The organism is Vibrio sp. B181a, from assembly GCF_030248375.1.
Classification (GTDB): domain Bacteria; phylum Pseudomonadota; class Gammaproteobacteria; order Enterobacterales; family Vibrionaceae; genus Vibrio; species Vibrio campbellii.
In genome coordinates this window covers 1-17,308 of the sequence record NZ_JAHGAD010000115.1, presented here as the reverse complement: position 1 = coordinate 17,308, position 17,308 = coordinate 1, and the positions used below count along the sequence as shown (strand labels likewise).

The following is a 17,308-nucleotide window of genomic DNA, read 5'->3' as shown; positions in this document are numbered from 1 at the left end:
TCTTAATCCTATCGAATACTGCTGCTTTAAGTTGAGGAGGATAGCCTTCATAACATGGCTCAAAGTTGCTCGCTGAACTCACCACACTGATTGCATTTGTAGCCTTGTTTATAGAAAAACAGTGGAAACCCTAACAATATGAACACCAGAAATGCAGGTCGCTTTCCTTTTGTGTGGGCGGATAGATCACTACTTCCACAATGAGGGCAAAGGTCTTTTTTCTCTCCAGCGACTTCGGAGTGAGTTTCAAGGCTTTCAGAAAAGTCACAACTCAGGATCTCGGTTGCTTCCTCAAAGTCCTCTTCCGAAACCATTAAGCGAACACCACCAATAGCGTTGGAGTAGAGCCATTGTGTATTCACGGTATGCTCATCGGCGATAAAGCTCTGAATACCAGCACTTTCAAGGTTTGCTTTGGCGATATGTGCTTCATGGGGAAAAGAAAACCTTGCTACGACAACCATGAACTTCTCCTTGTTGTATGACGTTGACTGGACAACTTTTCGTCTTATTTGGGTGGGCATTGTGCCGTGTTAGTTTGTCTGTATCAATGCTAAATGAATAATATTTTCAATAATTTAAACCTGTTGCATATGTGGTCTTGTTATCATATATTTTGGAGTTATTGATCCTTGGTTAAGCATTGATAAAAATTCAATACACTGCTTGCATGCTATCACCAAAAGTCTGGTTTCGTTGCGGATGGTCTTAGAGTTTTCTTTTGTCCAACGTTGTTTTTTAATGACTTTCAACAGTGCGTTTTGATTTGTTTTAAGCTGATTGTTTAGAAAATAGCTACACATTCAGATAGACATGAGAATTTCCTAAGAACATGAAAAGTAGAAATAACTTTAAGTATCAGGTGTGTTCACTTTGGCCGGAGATTGGCGATGATGCTTGCTTCAAACTGCAATCATCAGGAACTACCAATCGCATTTTTCGAATACAGTGCTCTCAGGTTTTTTTCCTCAGGCAATACCGAGCTCTTAGTGTTGAACAAATTGAACGTGAGCACGAGTTGCTTATCGCGCTCGCGGAAAACTTCAAAAGTATCATTGTTCCTATCTTAAATTGTAGAGGTAGCTCCTTCAGCAAAATCGGGACTGAGACATACGCTTTGTTCCCTGCTGCGAAAGGAGTATTACTCAATAAAAACAAATTATCCGAATTGCATGCCCGCAATTTAGGTGAATTTCTGGCTAAACTGCACCTTCAACTTGCGTCTGTAGATGGAAGTGCGTTTCCAAGTATTAACCTTTGTTGGGATAAAGATGATTGGGTTAAGAGGTTTCAAAAAATCATCACTATTATTGAAGCTGATAAAGTGAACGATTTAGATGGTTCTATACTACGAAGAGTAAAGCAACAGCGAAATTATTTGGCTAGCCCGGAGTCTGATCATTCATTCACTCCCTACACACAAAGGCAACTAATTCATGGTGATTATCACCACTTTAATGTTTTTTTTGATACCGATGGAACCGTTAGTGATGTGATCGATTGGGACCTATTGCAAAATATGCCACCAGCTTATGAGTTAGCAAGGGCTTGTATGTATATTTTTGATATGGAAGCAAATAAGTCGTTGGCATTTTTAAAAGGATATTTATCTGTAAATAAAATATCAAAACATGAGTTAAATGATGGAGCAAAAGCGTGGGCTATATTTGCTGATCATAATGTATGGGCCCTAGAAGAAGTCTTTATTAAAAATAATATTGAAGCCAAGAAGTTCATACCTGAGACTAACTTTATTCCTTTCATGGATCAATGGTCTAAACTGGCTGAAGCCTTGAAATTTGATACTATTTAGCCATGTCAAGGTGAAGTTTTTTACTCAAAATTTTAAAACTATCGATGTGTCCTGCGCGTAAAATTTAATTTTATATATTATTTGATTTTATATTTTGGAGAAAAAATGAATATTTGGCAATTTTTATCATTTTCAATTTTAATAACCTTGTTTTCAACGAGTATAATTGCCAAACAGGTAGAGTGTAATAGAGTCGAGATCCCCATTATCTTTGATGAATTTGGTTTACCAACCATAGAAGTCATCATTGGCGGCAGCACATACCGGGCACTTGTCGACTTAGGGGCTGAGGAAGGTATATATTTTCCAATATCAGAGATCAAAAAAATATCTGGCGTTAAATATACGGGCGAAACTGTAAATAGCGTGAATATTTTAGGTGCCACTCATTCTGATAGAAAGTTTTTTCTTCCCGCTCTCAAAGTGCAATGTATGAGATTCAACAATCTAACTGGCTTAGAACTCTCCCCATGGGCAGCCTCGTTAGGCGATGCGCCAGAAGGTGTAGAAGAAAATCAGCAAGTGGTTCTAGGGCGAGGTTTCTTCTATGACAAAGTGGTTACCTTTGATTATACAAATGAAACAATCACGATAGATGGGAATAAATCGACTGGTATTGCACAGAACTACACAGAATTTAAACCTTATGTGGAGAGCAATGAAGGTGACATAGTTTTACAAATGGATAGCTCTGTTGATAGTTACCAAATGATTTTGGACACAGGCGCTACGTCGTCAATGATCTCGACAAATAAAGTCAATACTGATGAAAGCTTTTCTGATTGTAATCTCAACTTAGGTGCGGATATTCAGTGTAAATTTTTTGTTTCTAGCGTAGAGATCCTAGGCCAAAACTTTTCCTCAGATATATTGAGTTATCCTCTAAGTCCAATGTTTGCTATGGATGGCTTATTGGGTGGGGATTTTATGGATAAATTTGTTGTAACAATAAACTTTTCGGAGAAAAGCATTTCTTTGCTCCCTTCACAAGTAAGTGTTTTATAACTCTGATTCGAAAGTGGGCTAAAGAGTTTTAGTGACTTTTTTCAATCTGAAAGTAGTCTTGAAGGAAGAGGTAAAGATGGAAATTACTTTTCGACAGATAAACATGGATGAAGATTTCGAGCTATGTGTTGCATCTAGGAAGGATGCGTACTTTTGTAGCTTCGGACACTATGATGGCTTCGAGGACTTCATCAGTGGCTATCGTGAGCGAGTCTCGGAACGATTATCGACATCAGGTTGGTTCTACATTCATATATTTGTGGATGGCGAGTTTGCAGGGCAACTCGAATTTCGTAGCTTTTCGCCCGAGCCGGACACGGGCTATGTGCACCTTATTTATCTAAAACCGAATTTCCGTGGATTAGGGCTTGCCCCTAAAGTGCAAGATTACATCGTCAGAACGTTGAGCCAGGCGGGGTGCTTGCGTGCGGTACTTTCTGTAAGCCGAACGAACACGAGAGCACTCACTTTTTATAAGCGCAATGGTTGGGAGTTCGCGCGTCGGAACCCGAAACATGATGAAACCGACTTCTATCAACTTTGGATAGGTCACACGGGTTACGTTGAGTCTGGATCAAATGGACTATCTGGCGCAAAGCGGTAACAGCAGGATAGGTTCGAACATTGGAAAGGCGCTTTTCATCTATCAGGAAGGGCGCCTTTCTTTTGTTCTAGCTATCGCGGCAAACTATCGCTCACGTATGTAAGTGGTTTTAACCAAGGTATCTAGCACCACCTCGCTTTTCGTGACTTTAAAGTGTAGTGGCTGTGCTAAATCACCAAACAACGGTGCGCCGCCGCCAAGTAGAATAGGGAAGCGAGTGATCACCATTTCATCAATAAGATCTTCTTTGAGGAAGTTCTGAATTGTCACACCGCCGTCGATGTAAAGCTCGTTAAAGCCTTTCGCATTCAAATCAGCGAGCACATCTTTGAGCTCACCTTTTACTAAAAATACTTTGTCTTCGTAGCCTTGTGGTACTTCCGTCATGGTATTGCTGAGTACGAAAACGGGTTTGCTGTATGGCCAATCGCAATCAAAGCTCAGTACCACATCTAAGGTATTACGCCCCATCACCAAGCCATCAATACGCTCCATCAGTGAGAAGAAGCCAGTATCAATGTTGTCTGGATTTGGTACGGATTGTAGCCAGTCGAGTTTGCCCTGTTTATCTGCGATGTAACCGTCCAAACTGGTTGCAATAAATACGATATTTGCCATGAGTACCTCATCTAAGTGGTGATGCTTGAGCCAGGCTAAAGGTTGAGTTAAAATTAATTCTACAATGTAGAATAATATTGAGTTTATCGGGAAGATCAAATGTCTGTCAACGAAAAGAAACGCGGAAGACCGACCGCAAAGCAGTCGCAGCTAAGTGCAGAAAGCATCTTAGAGTCGGCTAAGTTATTGATGAAAAAAGACGGAAAGGTACCAAGCATTCGTTCGTTAGCGACTCAACTGAATGTGGATCCGATGGCGATCTATTACTACTTCAAAAATAAGAATGCCTTGCTTGAAGCGCTCACTACATCGCTGGTGGAGGAAATTTATCAACCACTGAGTAATGAAGATTGGCAAGGTGAGCTCAAAAGCCTGTGTGTTAGTTATATCGATCTCCTGCGTGAGTACAACGGGCTGTTGCAAACCATGTTGAGCATGACATCCCATGGCCCGGCGCAAGTGTTCACCGAGCGTTATCAATTGATCGTTCAGCCTTTGGGCTTATCCCAGCAAGTAGAAAAAGACAGCTTAGACCTATTGGCGGATTACCTGCACGGTTTTGCGCTATCGATAAGCTGCTGCCACGATGCGAGCTTGATCAAAACCGAGATGATGGATGGGCCGCTGACTCTGATCTGTTCTTCATTATTGGCATCTCGAACCTAGCTCACATTAACGCGCTGTTTTTGCTTATATCGTGAAAGAAATTCCCATAACCAAAGGTTCTAACTAAAAGAGATTGCAGGACTTTTATTTGGCGAATTCGACCTAATATCTTGGGTATGCCCAAAGCCAATGGCGAAGGGACGATTTTAATGATGCTTGCTGGCGCGCTAGAGCCGTCAGTTTGAAGATGCATTCAAACGCAATAAGGGATAACAATGACTAACGAATACATTCCACCAAAAGTTTGGACAAACGATAACGAAAACGGCGGTCAGTGGGCGAGTATCAACCGTCCGGATTCTGGTGCTCGTCATGAGCAAGAACTTCCACTTGGTGAGCACCCATTCCAGCTTTACTCAATGGGTACACCAAATGGTCAGAAAGTGACGATCATGTTTGAGGAGCTTTTGGCGGCAGGCGTAACAGAAGCAGAATACGACGCATGCCTGATTAAGATTGGTGACGGCGACCAATTTGGCTCTGGTTTTGTGTCCGTCAACCCGAACTCGAAAATTCCGGCTTTGGTTGACCGTTCAGGTGCTGAGCCAGTGAACGTGTTTGAATCGGGTAACATCTTGTTCTATCTAGCCGAGAAGTTTGGTCACTTCCTACCAACAGAAGGTGCGAAGCGTGCTGAGGTAATGAACTGGCTATTCTGGTTGCAAGGTTCTGCACCATACCTAGGTGGTGGTTTTGGTCACTTCTACGCATACGCGCCAGAGAAGTTTGAATACCCAATTAACCGTTTCACGATGGAAACAAAACGTCAGCTAGATGTACTAGACAAGCGTCTTGCGAATAATGAATTTCTAGGCGGTGACGAGTACAGCATCGCTGATATTGCAACGTGGCCTTGGTACGGCAACCTTGTGCTGGGTCGTGCTTACGATGCGGCTGAATTTTTAGACGTAGCAAGCTACAAAAACGTTGTGCGTTGGGCGAAAGCGATTGATGAGCGTGAAGCCGTGCAGCGTGGTCGTATCGTTAACCGTGCATGGGGTGAAGAGTGGGAGCAAGTGGCAGAGCGTCACAGCGCTGCAGACATTGATGCGGCACTGGCGAAGAAGCCAGAATAATCTCGCTTTCTCAAGTAGACAAAAAGGAATGCTTCGGCATTCCTTTTTTGATCGTTTCAAAGTGAAACCACGTAGTAATTGGTGTCATAGACCTGACGTTGTTCCAGTGGTGAGTTAGTATCCCTTAACCAATAACTCATTGCTTTATTTGCCCCGACTTTTTTTGTTTGGGGCTTTTTTATGTCCTTAGTTCAGGTCTTGAGTGTTGGTTGAGTACCTGCTGAACGTGGTTAGCCAGAAACAAAAAACGAGCGCCAAATAGACGCTCGTTTGTTATCTCAATCTTCGATGAGCCGTATTGTTATACGTTTCTGCTCAGGATGAATTAGGCGACAGACGCGTTCTGCGCCGCGTTTTGATAGGCAGGTAACTCAGACCTTAACCCTTTAATCAGGCTCACACACATCACTAACAGCACCAATGTGAATGGCAGACCTGTCGCGACAACACCAGATTGCAGCGCTTGCAGTGCTTCTTTACCACCAATCCAGAGCATAACGGCAGCGATAGAGCCTTCAATACATGCCCAGAAAATACGTTGTGGCACTGGTGCATCAATCTTACCGCCGGCAGTGATGCTATCGATAACCAATGAGCCAGAATCTGATGAGGTGATGAAGAACACCAAAATCAGGACGATAGAAAGTACTGATATGATCGAGCTAAACGGCATCGCGTCGTAAACGTGGAATAGAGTAAGCGAGATATCCGTTAATCCATTGGCACCAAGTTCGCCGACTTTGTTCACGACTTGATCAAGGGCGATACCACCGAAGACTGCCATCCAAACCAGTGTAACGGTAGTTGGAATTACGATAACCGCGAAGATGAATTCGCGAACAGTACGACCTTTCGATACGCGCGCGATGAACATTCCCACAAATGGTGACCAAGATACCCACCATGCCCAATAGAATACTGTCCAGCCATGCATCCATTCTGTGTCTTCACGACCGGCAGGGTTACTTAGCGGTAAAATATTCTGTGCGTACGCGACAGCGGTATCCCAAATGGATGTTGTCGCAATATCGAAGCTAATAAACATCACAAAAGCCAGCAGAGCGAACGCAACCGCCATGTTGATGTTACTTAGTAGCTTGACACCACCATCGATACCTCGAATCACAGACAGTACTGCAATAAAAGTAACGAAGGCGATAACAATCATTTGCGTACCAATGCCACCTTCTAAACCAAATACATGGTTAATACCGCTGGTGGCTTGTTGCGCGCCTAAGCCCAGAGAAGTCGCGAGACCAAATAGCGTTGCGAGTACCGCCAGAATATCGATAACGTGGCCTAACCAACCCCATGCGCGATCGCCAAAGATCGGATAAAACGCAGAACGCAGAGAAAGCGGTAAACCTTTATTGAATGCGAAGAAGGCCAGCGAGAGTGCAACAATGGCGTAAATCGCCCAACCGTGGATGCCCCAGTGGAACATGGTGGCGGCCATCGCGAGTGATTTCGCTTCTTCCGTGTAAGGTTCTACATTGAGAGGGGTACCAAACCAATTGGTAAAGTATGCCGTTGGTTCTGAAACACTCCAGAACAACAAGCCGATACCCATACCCGCAGCGAAAAGCATCGACAACCAAGAGACGGTTGAATGTTCCGCAACGGCGTCTTTACCGCCGATTCTGATCTTACCCAGAGGAGATAAAAGAATCGCGATAGCGAATAAGATAAAGAAGTTTGCTGACCACATAAAGAACGAGTCGAAGTCTGAAATGATGCTGTTCTTTAAACCATTTAAGGCGTCACGAGCAGTAGCAGGGTCAACAATGAGAAGAGAAGCAAGACAGAGAAGAACAAGACCAGCACTAATTCCGAATACTGGATTGTGGATATCAAATCCCCATTTTTGAACGTTATCTTGACCAACCTGATAGTCGGTAGTGTCGATACTATATTTTTTTAGTGCATTATCCATAAATACAACATATACGCTTTTTTAAATGTGCCCTTCTTGAACAAGAAAAACACTAAAACCGCCCTCCAATTATTTTGAGTTCAAATTAAAAAATGCGACGCGATCATAGTGTTTTGTGTAAAACAATGCAACTCAAAGGGTTTTTTAGGCGTTATTTCGATATTTGGCAGGCTTTTATATGAAAAATGCAACGATGTGTAATGTTTTGATGTGTAAGTATTGCTGGGGTGTTGTCTGTGCATGGCTTGCTCAATTGGGGGTGTCTTAGTCATCTCGGCAATGAGTGAACAATGGAAGCGAGTCACAAGTCATGATTTCACCGAATTGGCGAACGAATAAGCACAAACTTCAACCGACTTCGCATTCTTTTCGACAAATATCGAGTAAACGTAACCAATCGTAACAGAGGTGCTGTAACTGAACAGCGTTTCCATATACTCGACTTAGTTTGTAAGTTGTAAGCCACAGAATGCTGCTATGAGAAAAAACACTTTATTCAATGCTACGTTAGCGACCACCTTGACTGCTGTTTCTGCGTTTAGTTTTGCTGCTCCTACCGTTGTTCCTAATGCCCCAGAGCTGAGCTCTCGTGGCTATGTTTTAATGGATTACCACACTGGCACTGTGCTGGTGGAACGTGATGCCGACAAGCGTCTCAACCCGGCAAGTCTGACTAAGCTAATGACGGCTTATGTTGCGGGCCAAGAGGTTAAGTCAGGTAACATCAGCCTAGACGATGAAGTGGTGATAAGCCGCAACGCCTGGGCGAAAAACTTCCCAGATTCGTCAAAGATGTTTATCGAGGTAGGGACGTCAGTTTCACTTTCTGATCTTTACCGAGGTCTGATTGTTCAATCGGGGAATGATGCCAGTGTCGCCATCGCAGAACATGTTGCGGGCAGTGAAGCTGGCTTTGTTGGTTTGATGAACAGTTGGGCGAACCAACTTGGTTTGTCTAACTCTGCCTTTACCAACCCACATGGTTTGGACAGTGATGGTCTGTATTCAACCCCGCGTGACATCGCAACGCTAGGCCGTGCGATCATTCGTGATCTGCCAGATATCTACCCGTTATACAGCGAAACGTCGTTTACCTATAACGGCATTACCCAATACAACCGTAACGGCTTGCTACGTGATCGCAGCATGAGTGTTGATGGCATGAAGACGGGTTACACCAGCGGCGCAGGTTACAGCTTGGCGACTTCTGCAACCAACGGAGACATGCGTTTAGTCGCGGTTGTGATGGGCGCGAAAAGCCCGAGCGTACGTGAATCAGAGAGTAAACAGCTTCTGAGCTACGGTTTCCGTTTCTTCGATACGGTTGTTCCGACACAAGCGGGTAAAGAAGTGGCAACGGCGCGTGTTTGGATGGGTAACCAAGACGAATTAAAAGTGGGTGTTGACCGCGATATCTACCTAACACTACCAAAAGGTGACGTGAACAAACTGGAAGCGGAAGTGGAATACAACGGCGACCTGATGGCACCGATTCAACAAAATCAAGTGGTTGGTAAGGTGCTGTACAAAGTTGACGGTGACGTGGTGAAAGAAGCGGAACTGGTTGCGCTAGAGCCTGTTGACGAGGGCGGTATCTTTAAGCGTTTGATGGACTGGTTCAAACGTCTTGTGGCAAGCTGGTTCTAACCAAGATTCCCAATATTAAATTTACTAAGGCGGCCGAAATGGTCGCCTTTTTGTTTTGAGCACTCATCAAGAGAACCATTCAGAACAAAAAACGGAGTTACGCGTGCGAAAGATTCTATCTTTGACTTTGGCTATGTCACTTACTGGCTGTGTCATGCCACAGCATCAACCTGTCGAAACTGGACAGTGTGTGGGGGTGATGTCATCGCAAGATGCTTATGGCTACCTCAACCCTAACCACTACACCATGCAGGTGTTGGCGTTGAAGAAAGAGAAGGATGTGAAAGAGTACATTCGTTACATCGATCCGAAGCATCCGGTTTGGGTGAACTGGAAGAATAGCCGTGGTACTCGCTGGTATACCGTGACCGTCGGGGATTTTAAGACTAAGCAGGATGCCTACAATGCGCTGTCTTCATTGCCAAGCCGTGTTAAACAATCTTCTCCCTTTGTCATGACATTTGCAGAAATGCAGCGCAAGCAAGAAACCAGTGTAGTGCGAATGCGCTAGAGCAGTTTTTATCGTTTCTATAAGCGCTTTATTGTTATGTATCGAGCCTTTGCAATCGGTTGGAGAGGCTCAATCTAACCACTAGTCACAAATCTTCTTCAGTGTACGCGCAAGATCACTCATCTGACGTGCTTTTTACTTTACTTGTTTTCGAGTATTTTCTAGTCTTCGCATCCCACTTTTCCTGTCGGAGTCACCATGAAGCAAGAGATGTACACCACCTACGCAAAGCAATATGATTTAGCGGCGCAAGATAACTTGTACAACGCGCACTTTGAGCGCCCAAATACCCTTGAACTTGTCGGTGATGTGGCTGGCAAAAAGGTGCTGGACTTAGGCTGTGGTTCAGGTATTTACGCTCAAATTCTTTTGGAGCGCGGTGCCACTTCCGTGACTTGTATCGACGCTGCGCAAGAGATGATTGATATTGTTAAAGACAAGCTTGGTGACTCGGTCAACGCTTATGCTCAGAACTTGGCACTTGGTTTGCCTGAAGAGGCGAATGCTCAGTATGACTTGGTGATTTGTCCATTGATGGTGCATTACATTGAAGACCTGCGCCCCTTGTTCAATGACATTCAGCGCGTGTTGAAGCCTGGAGGTCAGTTTGTATTCTCAACTCATCATCCATTCGCTGATTTTGAATGCTCTGCATCGGATAATTACTTTGAGAAAGAGCGAATCGAAGATGTGTGGGACACGATTGGAAAGCCGGTTTCTGTCGCATTCTACCGCCGCTCATTGCAAGACATTACGGATGCAATTACGGGCAGTAACATGGCGATGCTGGCTGTCTCAGAGGGTAAAGTGAATGAGAGTATTCGTGAAATCTCGCAGGAGCATTACCAACGCTTGGCGACGTACCCTAACTTCATCTTTATCAAGTGTGTCGCGTTGAGCTAATACCGCTCGGGACTCTCACCGTATTCAGATAGAAAAACGGAAGCACATCGGCTTCCGTTTTGTGATCTTAGCTTTGCGTTTAAAGTGCAGCGAGGATGGTTTCTGCTTTGCTCGCTTCAAACGTTTTTGGTTCTTCAACGTTCAACGTGGTTACGACACCGTTGTCGATGATCATTGCGTAACGTTGTGAACGAACGCCACCAAAACCGCCAGTATCCATTTCTAGACCCAGTGCTTTGGTAAAGCTTGCGTCGCCGTCGCCCAGCATAAGCAGCTCAGACGCGTTCTGTGCCTCGCCCCAAGCTTGCATCACGAATGCATCGTTAACAGATACACAAGCAATCAGGTCCACGCCTTTCGCCTTTAGCTGGTCTGCCAGTACAACATAACCCGGTAGGTGCGCTTCTGAACACGTCGGAGTAAATGCACCTGGTACCGCAAATAGAACCACTTTCTTGTCTGCAAACAGCTCGGTTACTTGATGATTTACCATACCATCGGCAGTCAGTTCGCTTAGCGTCGCAGCAGGCAATGCTTGACCTTGTTGAATCATGATTTTCTTCCTTTTGTGTATGCGTTATTTCGCTCACTCAGTCTAGCGCCAAAACGACCACCTAACCACAGACGAAATGTAAGGGCTTAATAGGTTTCATAAAAACAAACCGCCTGAGTCGGCGGTTTGTATGTTGGTTACATGGCGTTTAGGTATGACTTATAAGAGTGAAGTCGAACCGTTGCCGCGCCAATCACGTCGATAAAGCCAAACAAGCTGTGGGGCTTATTTGCAGCAATCCAAGCCGAACCTGTTGCGCCGATTGGAATCGATTTACCTTCAGGTTCGAAGATCTCTAGGATCACGGTTCGTCCATGGCTGCTGGTGTTCGCGCCTACGTGCTGGCGAACACTTTGCGGACCTTGTAATGGTGATACCGATGATTCTCCGGTACCAGCGGTGATACTGTGGACACGAGCGCGGAACACTTCGCCCGGGTAAGCATCAACATAGAACTCAGCGAACTGTCCTTTTTCTACATAGCGATAGGTTTGGTCTGGAATGCGCATCTCCAAGAACTTACGAGAAGTATCGTAGATGTGCATGTTGCCCACACGGCTCCCATCGGCGACGTTCACCACCGCGACTTGACCATCGTAAGGAGCTCTAACTGTCTTGCGGCTTTGCTCGAATTCGGTCTTTTTTAAATCCGCATGCAAAGATTTTAGTGACGCCTGTGCGATGCGCAGCTGTGATTCGTAGTATTCGATATCACGGCCTTTGAAGATCTCTGGCGACGTTTTCCCGCGCACGATATCGCGCTTTAACTGAGCTACGTTCTCTTCTTGTTGCACGATGCTCGCTTTGATTTTTTCTACATCGGCCAAGGAAGTGGTATCGACGAGGGTGTAAATCACATCGCCTTTTTTCACTTCTTGGTTATGGTCAACATAGATATGGTCAATCTGCTCGCGGAGCAACGGAGAAAGAACCGAGTGCGGCGCTTTAACTGTTGATGAGTAAGTGAGATCAACAGGGGCCCAAAGACGCGAGAGAATACCTAGAACCACAAGGATGAAAACACCGCCTGAGATAATCCAAAACGCACTTTTGAACGTCCACTTTATCGCTCCTGTCGAGACCAAAATCCACATGATCAGAATGTACGGAATCATTACCTCTTTCATGGCTTACTCCTCCGTCGCTTTGGTTGGTTTCTGAGGCTCAAAAGAGCGATGACTATTGCGAATGATGTTACTTAGTGAGTTACCGATGTGCTCCCAGTTGGCAAACGCAATGATTAACGCCAGAACCCACCATGCTTTATGGATGAACAAGCCACAAAGGGAGAGGGCAAAGACTAATTGGATGTGAGAGCTTTTCTTCTCTTGAGCTCGATGTACCGCAACTTTGTGGATCTGCCATAGCAAATAGATGACAAAAAGGGCAAGCGCTATGGTAACGGAGAACAGATAACCGCTGAAGTATTCAGAATTGAAGATCACCATCATGGTGTCGTTGGGCGTGTTGGTAAATAAGCTCATATCAATGTCTTTCGAATTGATCGTGCCCATGGGTGCAAGCAAGTAAGCGCCACCGAGCATGAGAGCCATGAAAAGTGAGAACTTTAATAGCACCATAAAAATCGCAAAGATGACGCGACCTATGGCTTTTATGACGTTCATAGTTATACCTTTTGTCGATGTGTGAGGGTAAAACGTTGAGCGTGTGATTGTTGTTTTGTCTTTTGTAATCACATGCGCGGAATTGTATGAAAAAACGTCATAAGTTGAGTTATATATGATATAAGCTAATCTCATATCATTATGAAATTTCCCGAGAACACATAATCTATGAAGCACTCAGATTACAGTCTTATTCCAACCTTTGTGGCGATTGTCGAAGAGAAGAGTTACACCAAAGCGGCGCAACGGCTGGGTGTCAGCCAATCTGCGGTCAGCCAAGCGGTAGTAAGGCTTCGTGAGGTGTTTAAGGATGCGTTATTTGTCCGTGAAAGTCATGGTGTATCCCCAACTGCGTTTGCCATTGATATCTATCCTACTTTGGCGAGTGCGGTAGAAAGCATTGCTTATATGTTGCCTGAGCATTCTCGATTTAACCCTGCCGAGTGCGATAAGCGTTTTGTGATCTCTTCCCTTAGTGTATTCAGTTTTACCCTGTTGCCTGAACTCGCTGCACTGCTTAGCGAAAAGGCGCCTAAGGCCAATACGAGAATAGAGCCGCTTTTCACCATGGATTTAACCAGCCTATTAAGAACACAACAGTGTGATTTGGTGATTGAAGCGCAAACCAATTTGCATCCGCATTTGCGTTCTAAAGTGTTGATGTCAGATAAGTTAACGGTTGTATGTCGTAAAGAGCACCCACGTTTAAAAGGGAAAACCATCAGCGTTGAAGAGTACCTCAATGAAAAACACGTCACCTTATCTCAGTTTGATCAAAAAAATGGTTATTTGCTTGGTCGAGGTATTAAGAATGAGCAGATCTTAGGGCAACGCCAAGTGGCTTGGCAGGCAGGAAGCATTATCGAGATACTTCCTCTGATTCAACGTTGTGATTATCTCGCACTCATGCCACAAACACTCTTGGAGCAATACCGAAAACTTTATAACTTGAGAGAGCTAGAGGCGGAATTTATGAAAGATCCGATTGATGTCGCGATGTATTGGCATCCGTCTCGTACTAATGACCCAAGCCATCAGTGGTTACGCGAACAATGTTTATTAGCTGCTGAGAATTTTACTAAGAATCATTAGATTACAGTAATTATTCTGTCGATACCGTATGGAATAACCTTAAGTTACAAACTAAACTGTACGCATATCCCCTAAAGTCATAAGGGCATTTGTGCGGAACGGTTGGTTTTTCTTTACCAGTATCAGAACCAAGTTTGTTGTCATCTATTCTTTGATGACGATATGTTTCGTATTGATTTTATTTAGCGTCCTTTACTTTAAAGAGCAACAACGTGTTTTTGATGTTGCACTACAAAACTCACTTCAGGTTTCTAACCTCCATTCAGATGTGATTAGCCAAGAGCTACAAAGAAGTATTGCCTCGTTACGAACCATCAGTGGCCATGAAAGAGTCAGGCAAGGGGACGTGCCTTTTATCATTGAAGAGCTGAAATGGCTTCAAAGCATACTTGGGCAGGCGGTGATTAATACGAGCTTTGTCGACCAAGATTGGAATCTTACTGACTATCAAGGCCGTAAAACCCAAATCACCCAGCCAGATATTAAGGATGATGTGCAATGGAAACTGGCCAGCCATCACGTGACTAAGCCACATATTGGTTTAGTTACCGGAGAGCCATTGATTGCACTTGGTGTTCCTGTTTTTAATACGAAGCAAGATTGGCGCGGTATTGTTGCGGTGTCGATATCAATAAACCATCTCAGAAACAGACTTTCAGAAGTCAAACTTGGCAATAGCAGTTATGCATGGATTGCCGACAACTTTGGCAATGTGGTCTCTCACCCCGACAAGTCACTTATTCTTGATGCGAACATTTTCGATGTCGACCATATTGGTTTTATGGGATTTGGTGACATTGCCTTGCAAACAAAACAACACGAAGTGGGGTATGGCCACTACTTTGATGAAAACCTGGGTGAATCTAAGATTGTCACTTTTGCAGGGATAGATTGTTTGCCCGGTTGGACGCTGTTTGTCACTACCAAAGAATCGGACATTTTCCTTGATATTAAAGCGCTGGTCGAGGATGTGACCATAACTTCATCGCTGGTATTGATAGTCTTCTTTCCTATCATCATCTATCTGACTAACTCTGTAACGCGGCCAATTTTGCAGCTTACCGACGGGGTGAGAAACTCGGTGAACAATCACTACACTCAGTTTGTGGAACAAAGCTCGAAAGATGAAATAGGGCAGCTATCGAAGGCATTTAAAAACACCATTGATGAGATTCGACAGCATAATCGAAATCTGGAAGCGGTGGTTGCGCAAAGAACGAATGAGCTTAACGATGCCAACCATGATTTGGAGCTGTCGGTAAAGTTATTAAATGAAAACAATCTGAAGCTAACATGGCTCGCGATGTATGACCCTCTGACGAACTTATTCAACCGGCGGGCTTTAATTAACCAAGTGCATCAAGAGTTAGCCAATAAGACGATGCTTTTTGATACCACTTGCTTGATTCTGATCGACCTTGATTTCTTTAAAGCGGTGAATGATACATTTGGGCATGATGTGGGTGACCAAGTGTTGATGCATATCGCTGATTTCCTGAGTAAAAACTTGAGAAAGCAAGATCTTATTGCCAGATGGGGTGGGGAAGAGTTTGTTATTCTGTTGAGAGAGACATCGATTGAACAGAGCGAACAAATTGCCATCAATTTGCAAGAGAAGATGAAGCAGGAAAACTTCTCGCCCGTAACAAGCATGACGTTTAGTGCTGGTGTCACAACATTGGAAGCAGGGCAAAGCTTTGATGAACTGGTTGCCAATGCCGACAAGGCACTTTACGAAGCGAAGAAATCGGGAAGAAACTGTGTGAAAAGCTGGGCATGTGTTTGATGAGCAAGGGACTTGCGCGACGATCACGCATTTGTTTACCTCTGACGAGGAAGGGCTAGATCACTAGCCCTTATTTGATTCAATTGGTATTCAATCAGTGATTCGCTAAGTAATCAGCGACTTGAGCACGGTATTTGGCTTTAAGTGCTTCGCTGATGAAGCTTGCATTAATCGCATTGATCGTAAATTGAGCCAACTCCGGCTTCGTCATTGGGTGCGCATTGCTGACTGCCATAAAGTTATCCGTCATGTAACCACCAAAGTACGCCGGATCATCCGAGTTAATGGTTACCGCGACACCTTTACGTAGCAAATCGACAATGTTGTGCTGCTCCATTTCATCAAACACGCAAAGCTTAATGTTCGACAGCGGGCATACCGTGAGTGGCATTTTACTGTCGATAAGTGCTTCGACTAACGATGCATCTTCAACGCAGCGAACACCATGGTCGACGCGGCTAACCCCCAGCATCTCGACAGAATCGATGATGTTTTGTGCCGGACCTTCCTCTCCTGCGTGTGCCACGGTGAGCAAACCCGCTTCTTTGGCTTGTTGGAAAGCACGTTTGAACTTCTCTGGTGGGTGACCAAGCTCTGAAGAATCCAAACCGACACCGATGATTTTGTCTTGATGCTTGATGATTGATTGCAGCGTTTCAATCGCGCTCTCTTCCGATAGATGACGTAAGAAGCACGCAATGATTTGAGACGTTATACCTAGCTGTTCGTTACCATCTTGCATAGCACGGTGAATACCATTGATGACCGTCTCAAACTCAATGCCGCGATCGGTATGGGTCTGTGGGTCAAAGAAGATCTCAGTATGGATAACGTTGTCGGCTTTGCAGCGCTCTAGGTATGCCCACGTCAAATCATAGAAATCTTGTTCCGTACGCAGCGCGTTGGCGCCTTGATAATAGATATCTAGGAAAGACTGCAAATCTTCGAACTCGTATGCTTTGCGCAGTTCCTGTGGTGACTCGTAAGGAATGCCGATGTTGTTGCGTTGTGCCAGTTCGAACAACTGTTCTGGCTCTAGCGAACCTTCGATATGTAAGTGTAACTCTACCTTTGGAAGACCTTGAATAAATGCGTTCATAATAAACTCCCACTTTTTCTTATGGTTGTTGTGGATGCAATTACTCTAAGGATAGGTATAGATTGAGAAAAATCGAACGCTATTACAAAGAGTAAGATCCACAGTGATCTCAACTCTTCGTAATCAGCACTTTGCGGGAGCTGGTAGAGACCCCCAAACCATATCATTGGGGTTATACGAAGCAAACGGCGCGATTATACGCAAAAATTGAAGGTTGACCAGAGTCGTTGATGAAATTGTACTATCTAAGGGATAAGGGATAAGGGATAAGGGATAAGGGATAAGGGATAAGGGATAAGGGATAAGGGATAAATAACGTTGCAGTGATTTCATCGCATGATGGTTTCGTTGTCAGCACACACCTTGCTGATTTTCGA

Annotated in this window: 17 protein-coding genes and 1 riboswitch; of the genes, 10 read left to right on the top strand and 7 right to left on the bottom strand. The window is 44.4% G+C overall.

Annotated elements, in window-relative coordinates:
* Nucleotides 1-59 precede the first annotated feature (59 nt).
* Nucleotides 60-464 carry a DUF2007 domain-containing protein gene (locus KIO97_RS25960; RefSeq protein WP_285384352.1) on the bottom strand — a complete coding sequence of 135 codons (405 nt, stop codon included), beginning with the start codon at nt 462-464 and terminating at the stop codon, nt 60-62.
* A gap of 368 nt (nt 465-832) precedes the next feature.
* Between KIO97_RS25960 and KIO97_RS25955 the strand changes: the two genes are divergently transcribed.
* The 3 genes from KIO97_RS25955 to KIO97_RS25945 all read left to right on the top strand — a co-directional run bounded on the left by KIO97_RS25955 (nt 833) and on the right by KIO97_RS25945 (nt 3,422).
* Nucleotides 833-1,813, top strand: coding sequence for a phosphotransferase enzyme family protein (locus tag KIO97_RS25955; RefSeq protein ID WP_285384351.1), 981 nt, complete (start codon nt 833-835; stop codon nt 1,811-1,813).
* A 105-nt stretch (nt 1,814-1,918) separates the two neighbouring features.
* Complete coding sequence (locus KIO97_RS25950) at nt 1,919-2,818, top strand: hypothetical protein (protein ID WP_285384350.1); 900 nt, start codon at nt 1,919-1,921, stop codon at nt 2,816-2,818.
* Nucleotides 2,819-2,894: 76 nt separating this feature from the next.
* Entirely contained in the window at nt 2,895-3,422 is a 528-nt protein-coding gene (locus KIO97_RS25945) for an N-acetyltransferase (protein WP_285384349.1), read from the top strand.
* Between the two features lie 84 nt (nt 3,423-3,506).
* Here KIO97_RS25945 and KIO97_RS25940 read toward each other — a convergent pair whose 3' ends face one another.
* A complete protein-coding gene (locus tag KIO97_RS25940; RefSeq protein ID WP_050918474.1) occupies nt 3,507-4,040 on the bottom strand; it encodes a dihydrofolate reductase family protein in 534 nt (177 codons plus the stop codon).
* A gap of 99 nt (nt 4,041-4,139) precedes the next feature.
* Here KIO97_RS25940 and KIO97_RS25935 point away from each other — a divergent pair, with 99 nt between their 5' ends.
* Nucleotides 4,140-4,706: a TetR/AcrR family transcriptional regulator gene (locus tag KIO97_RS25935; protein ID WP_005426381.1), complete on the top strand. Its 567-nt coding sequence runs from the start codon at nt 4,140-4,142 to the stop codon at nt 4,704-4,706.
* A gap of 215 nt (nt 4,707-4,921) precedes the next feature.
* Nucleotides 4,922-5,782, top strand: a complete 861-nt coding sequence (gene yghU / locus KIO97_RS25930) for a glutathione-dependent disulfide-bond oxidoreductase (RefSeq protein WP_285384348.1) — start codon at nt 4,922-4,924, stop codon at nt 5,780-5,782.
* 325 nt (nt 5,783-6,107) lie between these two features.
* On the opposite strand, the gene KIO97_RS25925 is transcribed toward yghU, so the two are convergent.
* Nucleotides 6,108-7,715: a BCCT family transporter gene (locus KIO97_RS25925; RefSeq protein WP_038890747.1), complete on the bottom strand. Its 1,608-nt coding sequence runs from the start codon at nt 7,713-7,715 to the stop codon at nt 6,108-6,110.
* 477 nt (nt 7,716-8,192) lie between these two features.
* Here KIO97_RS25925 and KIO97_RS25920 point away from each other — a divergent pair, with 477 nt between their 5' ends.
* From KIO97_RS25920 to KIO97_RS25910, 3 genes are all read left to right on the top strand, one after another.
* Nucleotides 8,193-9,362 (top strand): D-alanyl-D-alanine carboxypeptidase family protein, encoded by a 1,170-nt coding sequence (locus KIO97_RS25920; protein ID WP_005426354.1) that lies wholly within the window; start codon nt 8,193-8,195, stop codon nt 9,360-9,362.
* A 103-nt stretch (nt 9,363-9,465) separates the two neighbouring features.
* Nucleotides 9,466-9,873: an SPOR domain-containing protein gene (locus KIO97_RS25915; RefSeq protein ID WP_005531883.1), complete on the top strand. Its 408-nt coding sequence runs from the start codon at nt 9,466-9,468 to the stop codon at nt 9,871-9,873.
* A gap of 198 nt (nt 9,874-10,071) precedes the next feature.
* A complete protein-coding gene (locus KIO97_RS25910) occupies nt 10,072-10,776 on the top strand; it encodes a class I SAM-dependent methyltransferase (RefSeq protein ID WP_285384347.1) in 705 nt (234 codons plus the stop codon).
* 79 nt (nt 10,777-10,855) lie between these two features.
* Here the strand turns inward: KIO97_RS25910 and KIO97_RS25905 are convergent, their stop codons facing one another.
* The 3 genes from KIO97_RS25905 to KIO97_RS25895 form a co-directional block, all read right to left on the bottom strand.
* The gene (locus KIO97_RS25905; RefSeq protein WP_005531886.1) at nt 10,856-11,329 is read right to left on the bottom strand and encodes a peroxiredoxin; all 474 of its coding nucleotides are present in this window, start codon (nt 11,327-11,329) and stop codon (nt 10,856-10,858) included.
* Between the two features lie 137 nt (nt 11,330-11,466).
* On the bottom strand, nt 11,467-12,456 hold the full coding sequence (locus KIO97_RS25900; protein ID WP_285384346.1) for an efflux RND transporter periplasmic adaptor subunit: 990 nt from the start codon (nt 12,454-12,456) through the stop codon (nt 11,467-11,469).
* A gap of 3 nt (nt 12,457-12,459) precedes the next feature.
* Nucleotides 12,460-12,954, bottom strand: a complete 495-nt coding sequence (locus KIO97_RS25895) for a magnesium transporter (protein WP_285384345.1) — start codon at nt 12,952-12,954, stop codon at nt 12,460-12,462.
* A 168-nt stretch (nt 12,955-13,122) separates the two neighbouring features.
* Here KIO97_RS25895 and KIO97_RS25890 point away from each other — a divergent pair, with 168 nt between their 5' ends.
* Entirely contained in the window at nt 13,123-14,046 is a 924-nt protein-coding gene (locus KIO97_RS25890) for a LysR family transcriptional regulator (protein ID WP_050917950.1), read from the top strand.
* Nucleotides 14,047-14,200: 154 nt separating this feature from the next.
* The gene (locus tag KIO97_RS25885) at nt 14,201-15,832 is read left to right on the top strand and encodes a diguanylate cyclase (RefSeq protein WP_050904762.1); all 1,632 of its coding nucleotides are present in this window, start codon (nt 14,201-14,203) and stop codon (nt 15,830-15,832) included.
* 94 nt (nt 15,833-15,926) lie between these two features.
* On the opposite strand, the gene KIO97_RS25880 is transcribed toward KIO97_RS25885, so the two are convergent.
* A complete protein-coding gene (locus tag KIO97_RS25880) occupies nt 15,927-16,931 on the bottom strand; it encodes an adenosine deaminase (RefSeq protein ID WP_050904763.1) in 1,005 nt (334 codons plus the stop codon).
* 100 nt (nt 16,932-17,031) lie between these two features.
* A riboswitch (purine riboswitch) is annotated at nt 17,032-17,131 on the bottom strand.
* Nucleotides 17,132-17,308: the final 177 nt, after the last annotated feature.

Bases quoted from the DNA above. Each gene is read 5' to 3' on its own strand.
- KIO97_RS25940 (WP_050918474.1), bottom strand. From the start codon at position 4,040: ATGGCAAATATCGTATTTATTGCAACCAGTTTGGACGGTTACATCGCA.
- KIO97_RS25895 (WP_285384345.1), bottom strand. From the start codon at position 12,954: ATGAACGTCATAAAAGCCATAGGTCGCGTCATCTTTGCGATTTTTATG.
- KIO97_RS25950 (WP_285384350.1), top strand. From the start codon at position 1,919: ATGAATATTTGGCAATTTTTATCATTTTCAATTTTAATAACCTTGTTT.
- KIO97_RS25945 (WP_285384349.1), top strand. From the start codon at position 2,895: ATGGAAATTACTTTTCGACAGATAAACATGGATGAAGATTTCGAGCTA.
- KIO97_RS25890 (WP_050917950.1), top strand. From the start codon at position 13,123: ATGAAGCACTCAGATTACAGTCTTATTCCAACCTTTGTGGCGATTGTC.
- KIO97_RS25885 (WP_050904762.1), top strand. From the start codon at position 14,201: ATGACGATATGTTTCGTATTGATTTTATTTAGCGTCCTTTACTTTAAA.
- KIO97_RS25920 (WP_005426354.1), top strand. From the start codon at position 8,193: ATGAGAAAAAACACTTTATTCAATGCTACGTTAGCGACCACCTTGACT.
- KIO97_RS25955 (WP_285384351.1), top strand. From the start codon at position 833: ATGAAAAGTAGAAATAACTTTAAGTATCAGGTGTGTTCACTTTGGCCG.
- yghU (WP_285384348.1), top strand. From the start codon at position 4,922: ATGACTAACGAATACATTCCACCAAAAGTTTGGACAAACGATAACGAA.
- KIO97_RS25910 (WP_285384347.1), top strand. From the start codon at position 10,072: ATGAAGCAAGAGATGTACACCACCTACGCAAAGCAATATGATTTAGCG.
- KIO97_RS25880 (WP_050904763.1), bottom strand. From the start codon at position 16,931: ATGAACGCATTTATTCAAGGTCTTCCAAAGGTAGAGTTACACTTACAT.
- KIO97_RS25900 (WP_285384346.1), bottom strand. From the start codon at position 12,456: ATGAAAGAGGTAATGATTCCGTACATTCTGATCATGTGGATTTTGGTC.
- KIO97_RS25905 (WP_005531886.1), bottom strand. From the start codon at position 11,329: ATGATTCAACAAGGTCAAGCATTGCCTGCTGCGACGCTAAGCGAACTG.
- KIO97_RS25960 (WP_285384352.1), bottom strand. From the start codon at position 464: ATGGTTGTCGTAGCAAGGTTTTCTTTTCCCCATGAAGCACATATCGCC.
- KIO97_RS25935 (WP_005426381.1), top strand. From the start codon at position 4,140: ATGTCTGTCAACGAAAAGAAACGCGGAAGACCGACCGCAAAGCAGTCG.
- KIO97_RS25925 (WP_038890747.1), bottom strand. From the start codon at position 7,715: ATGGATAATGCACTAAAAAAATATAGTATCGACACTACCGACTATCAG.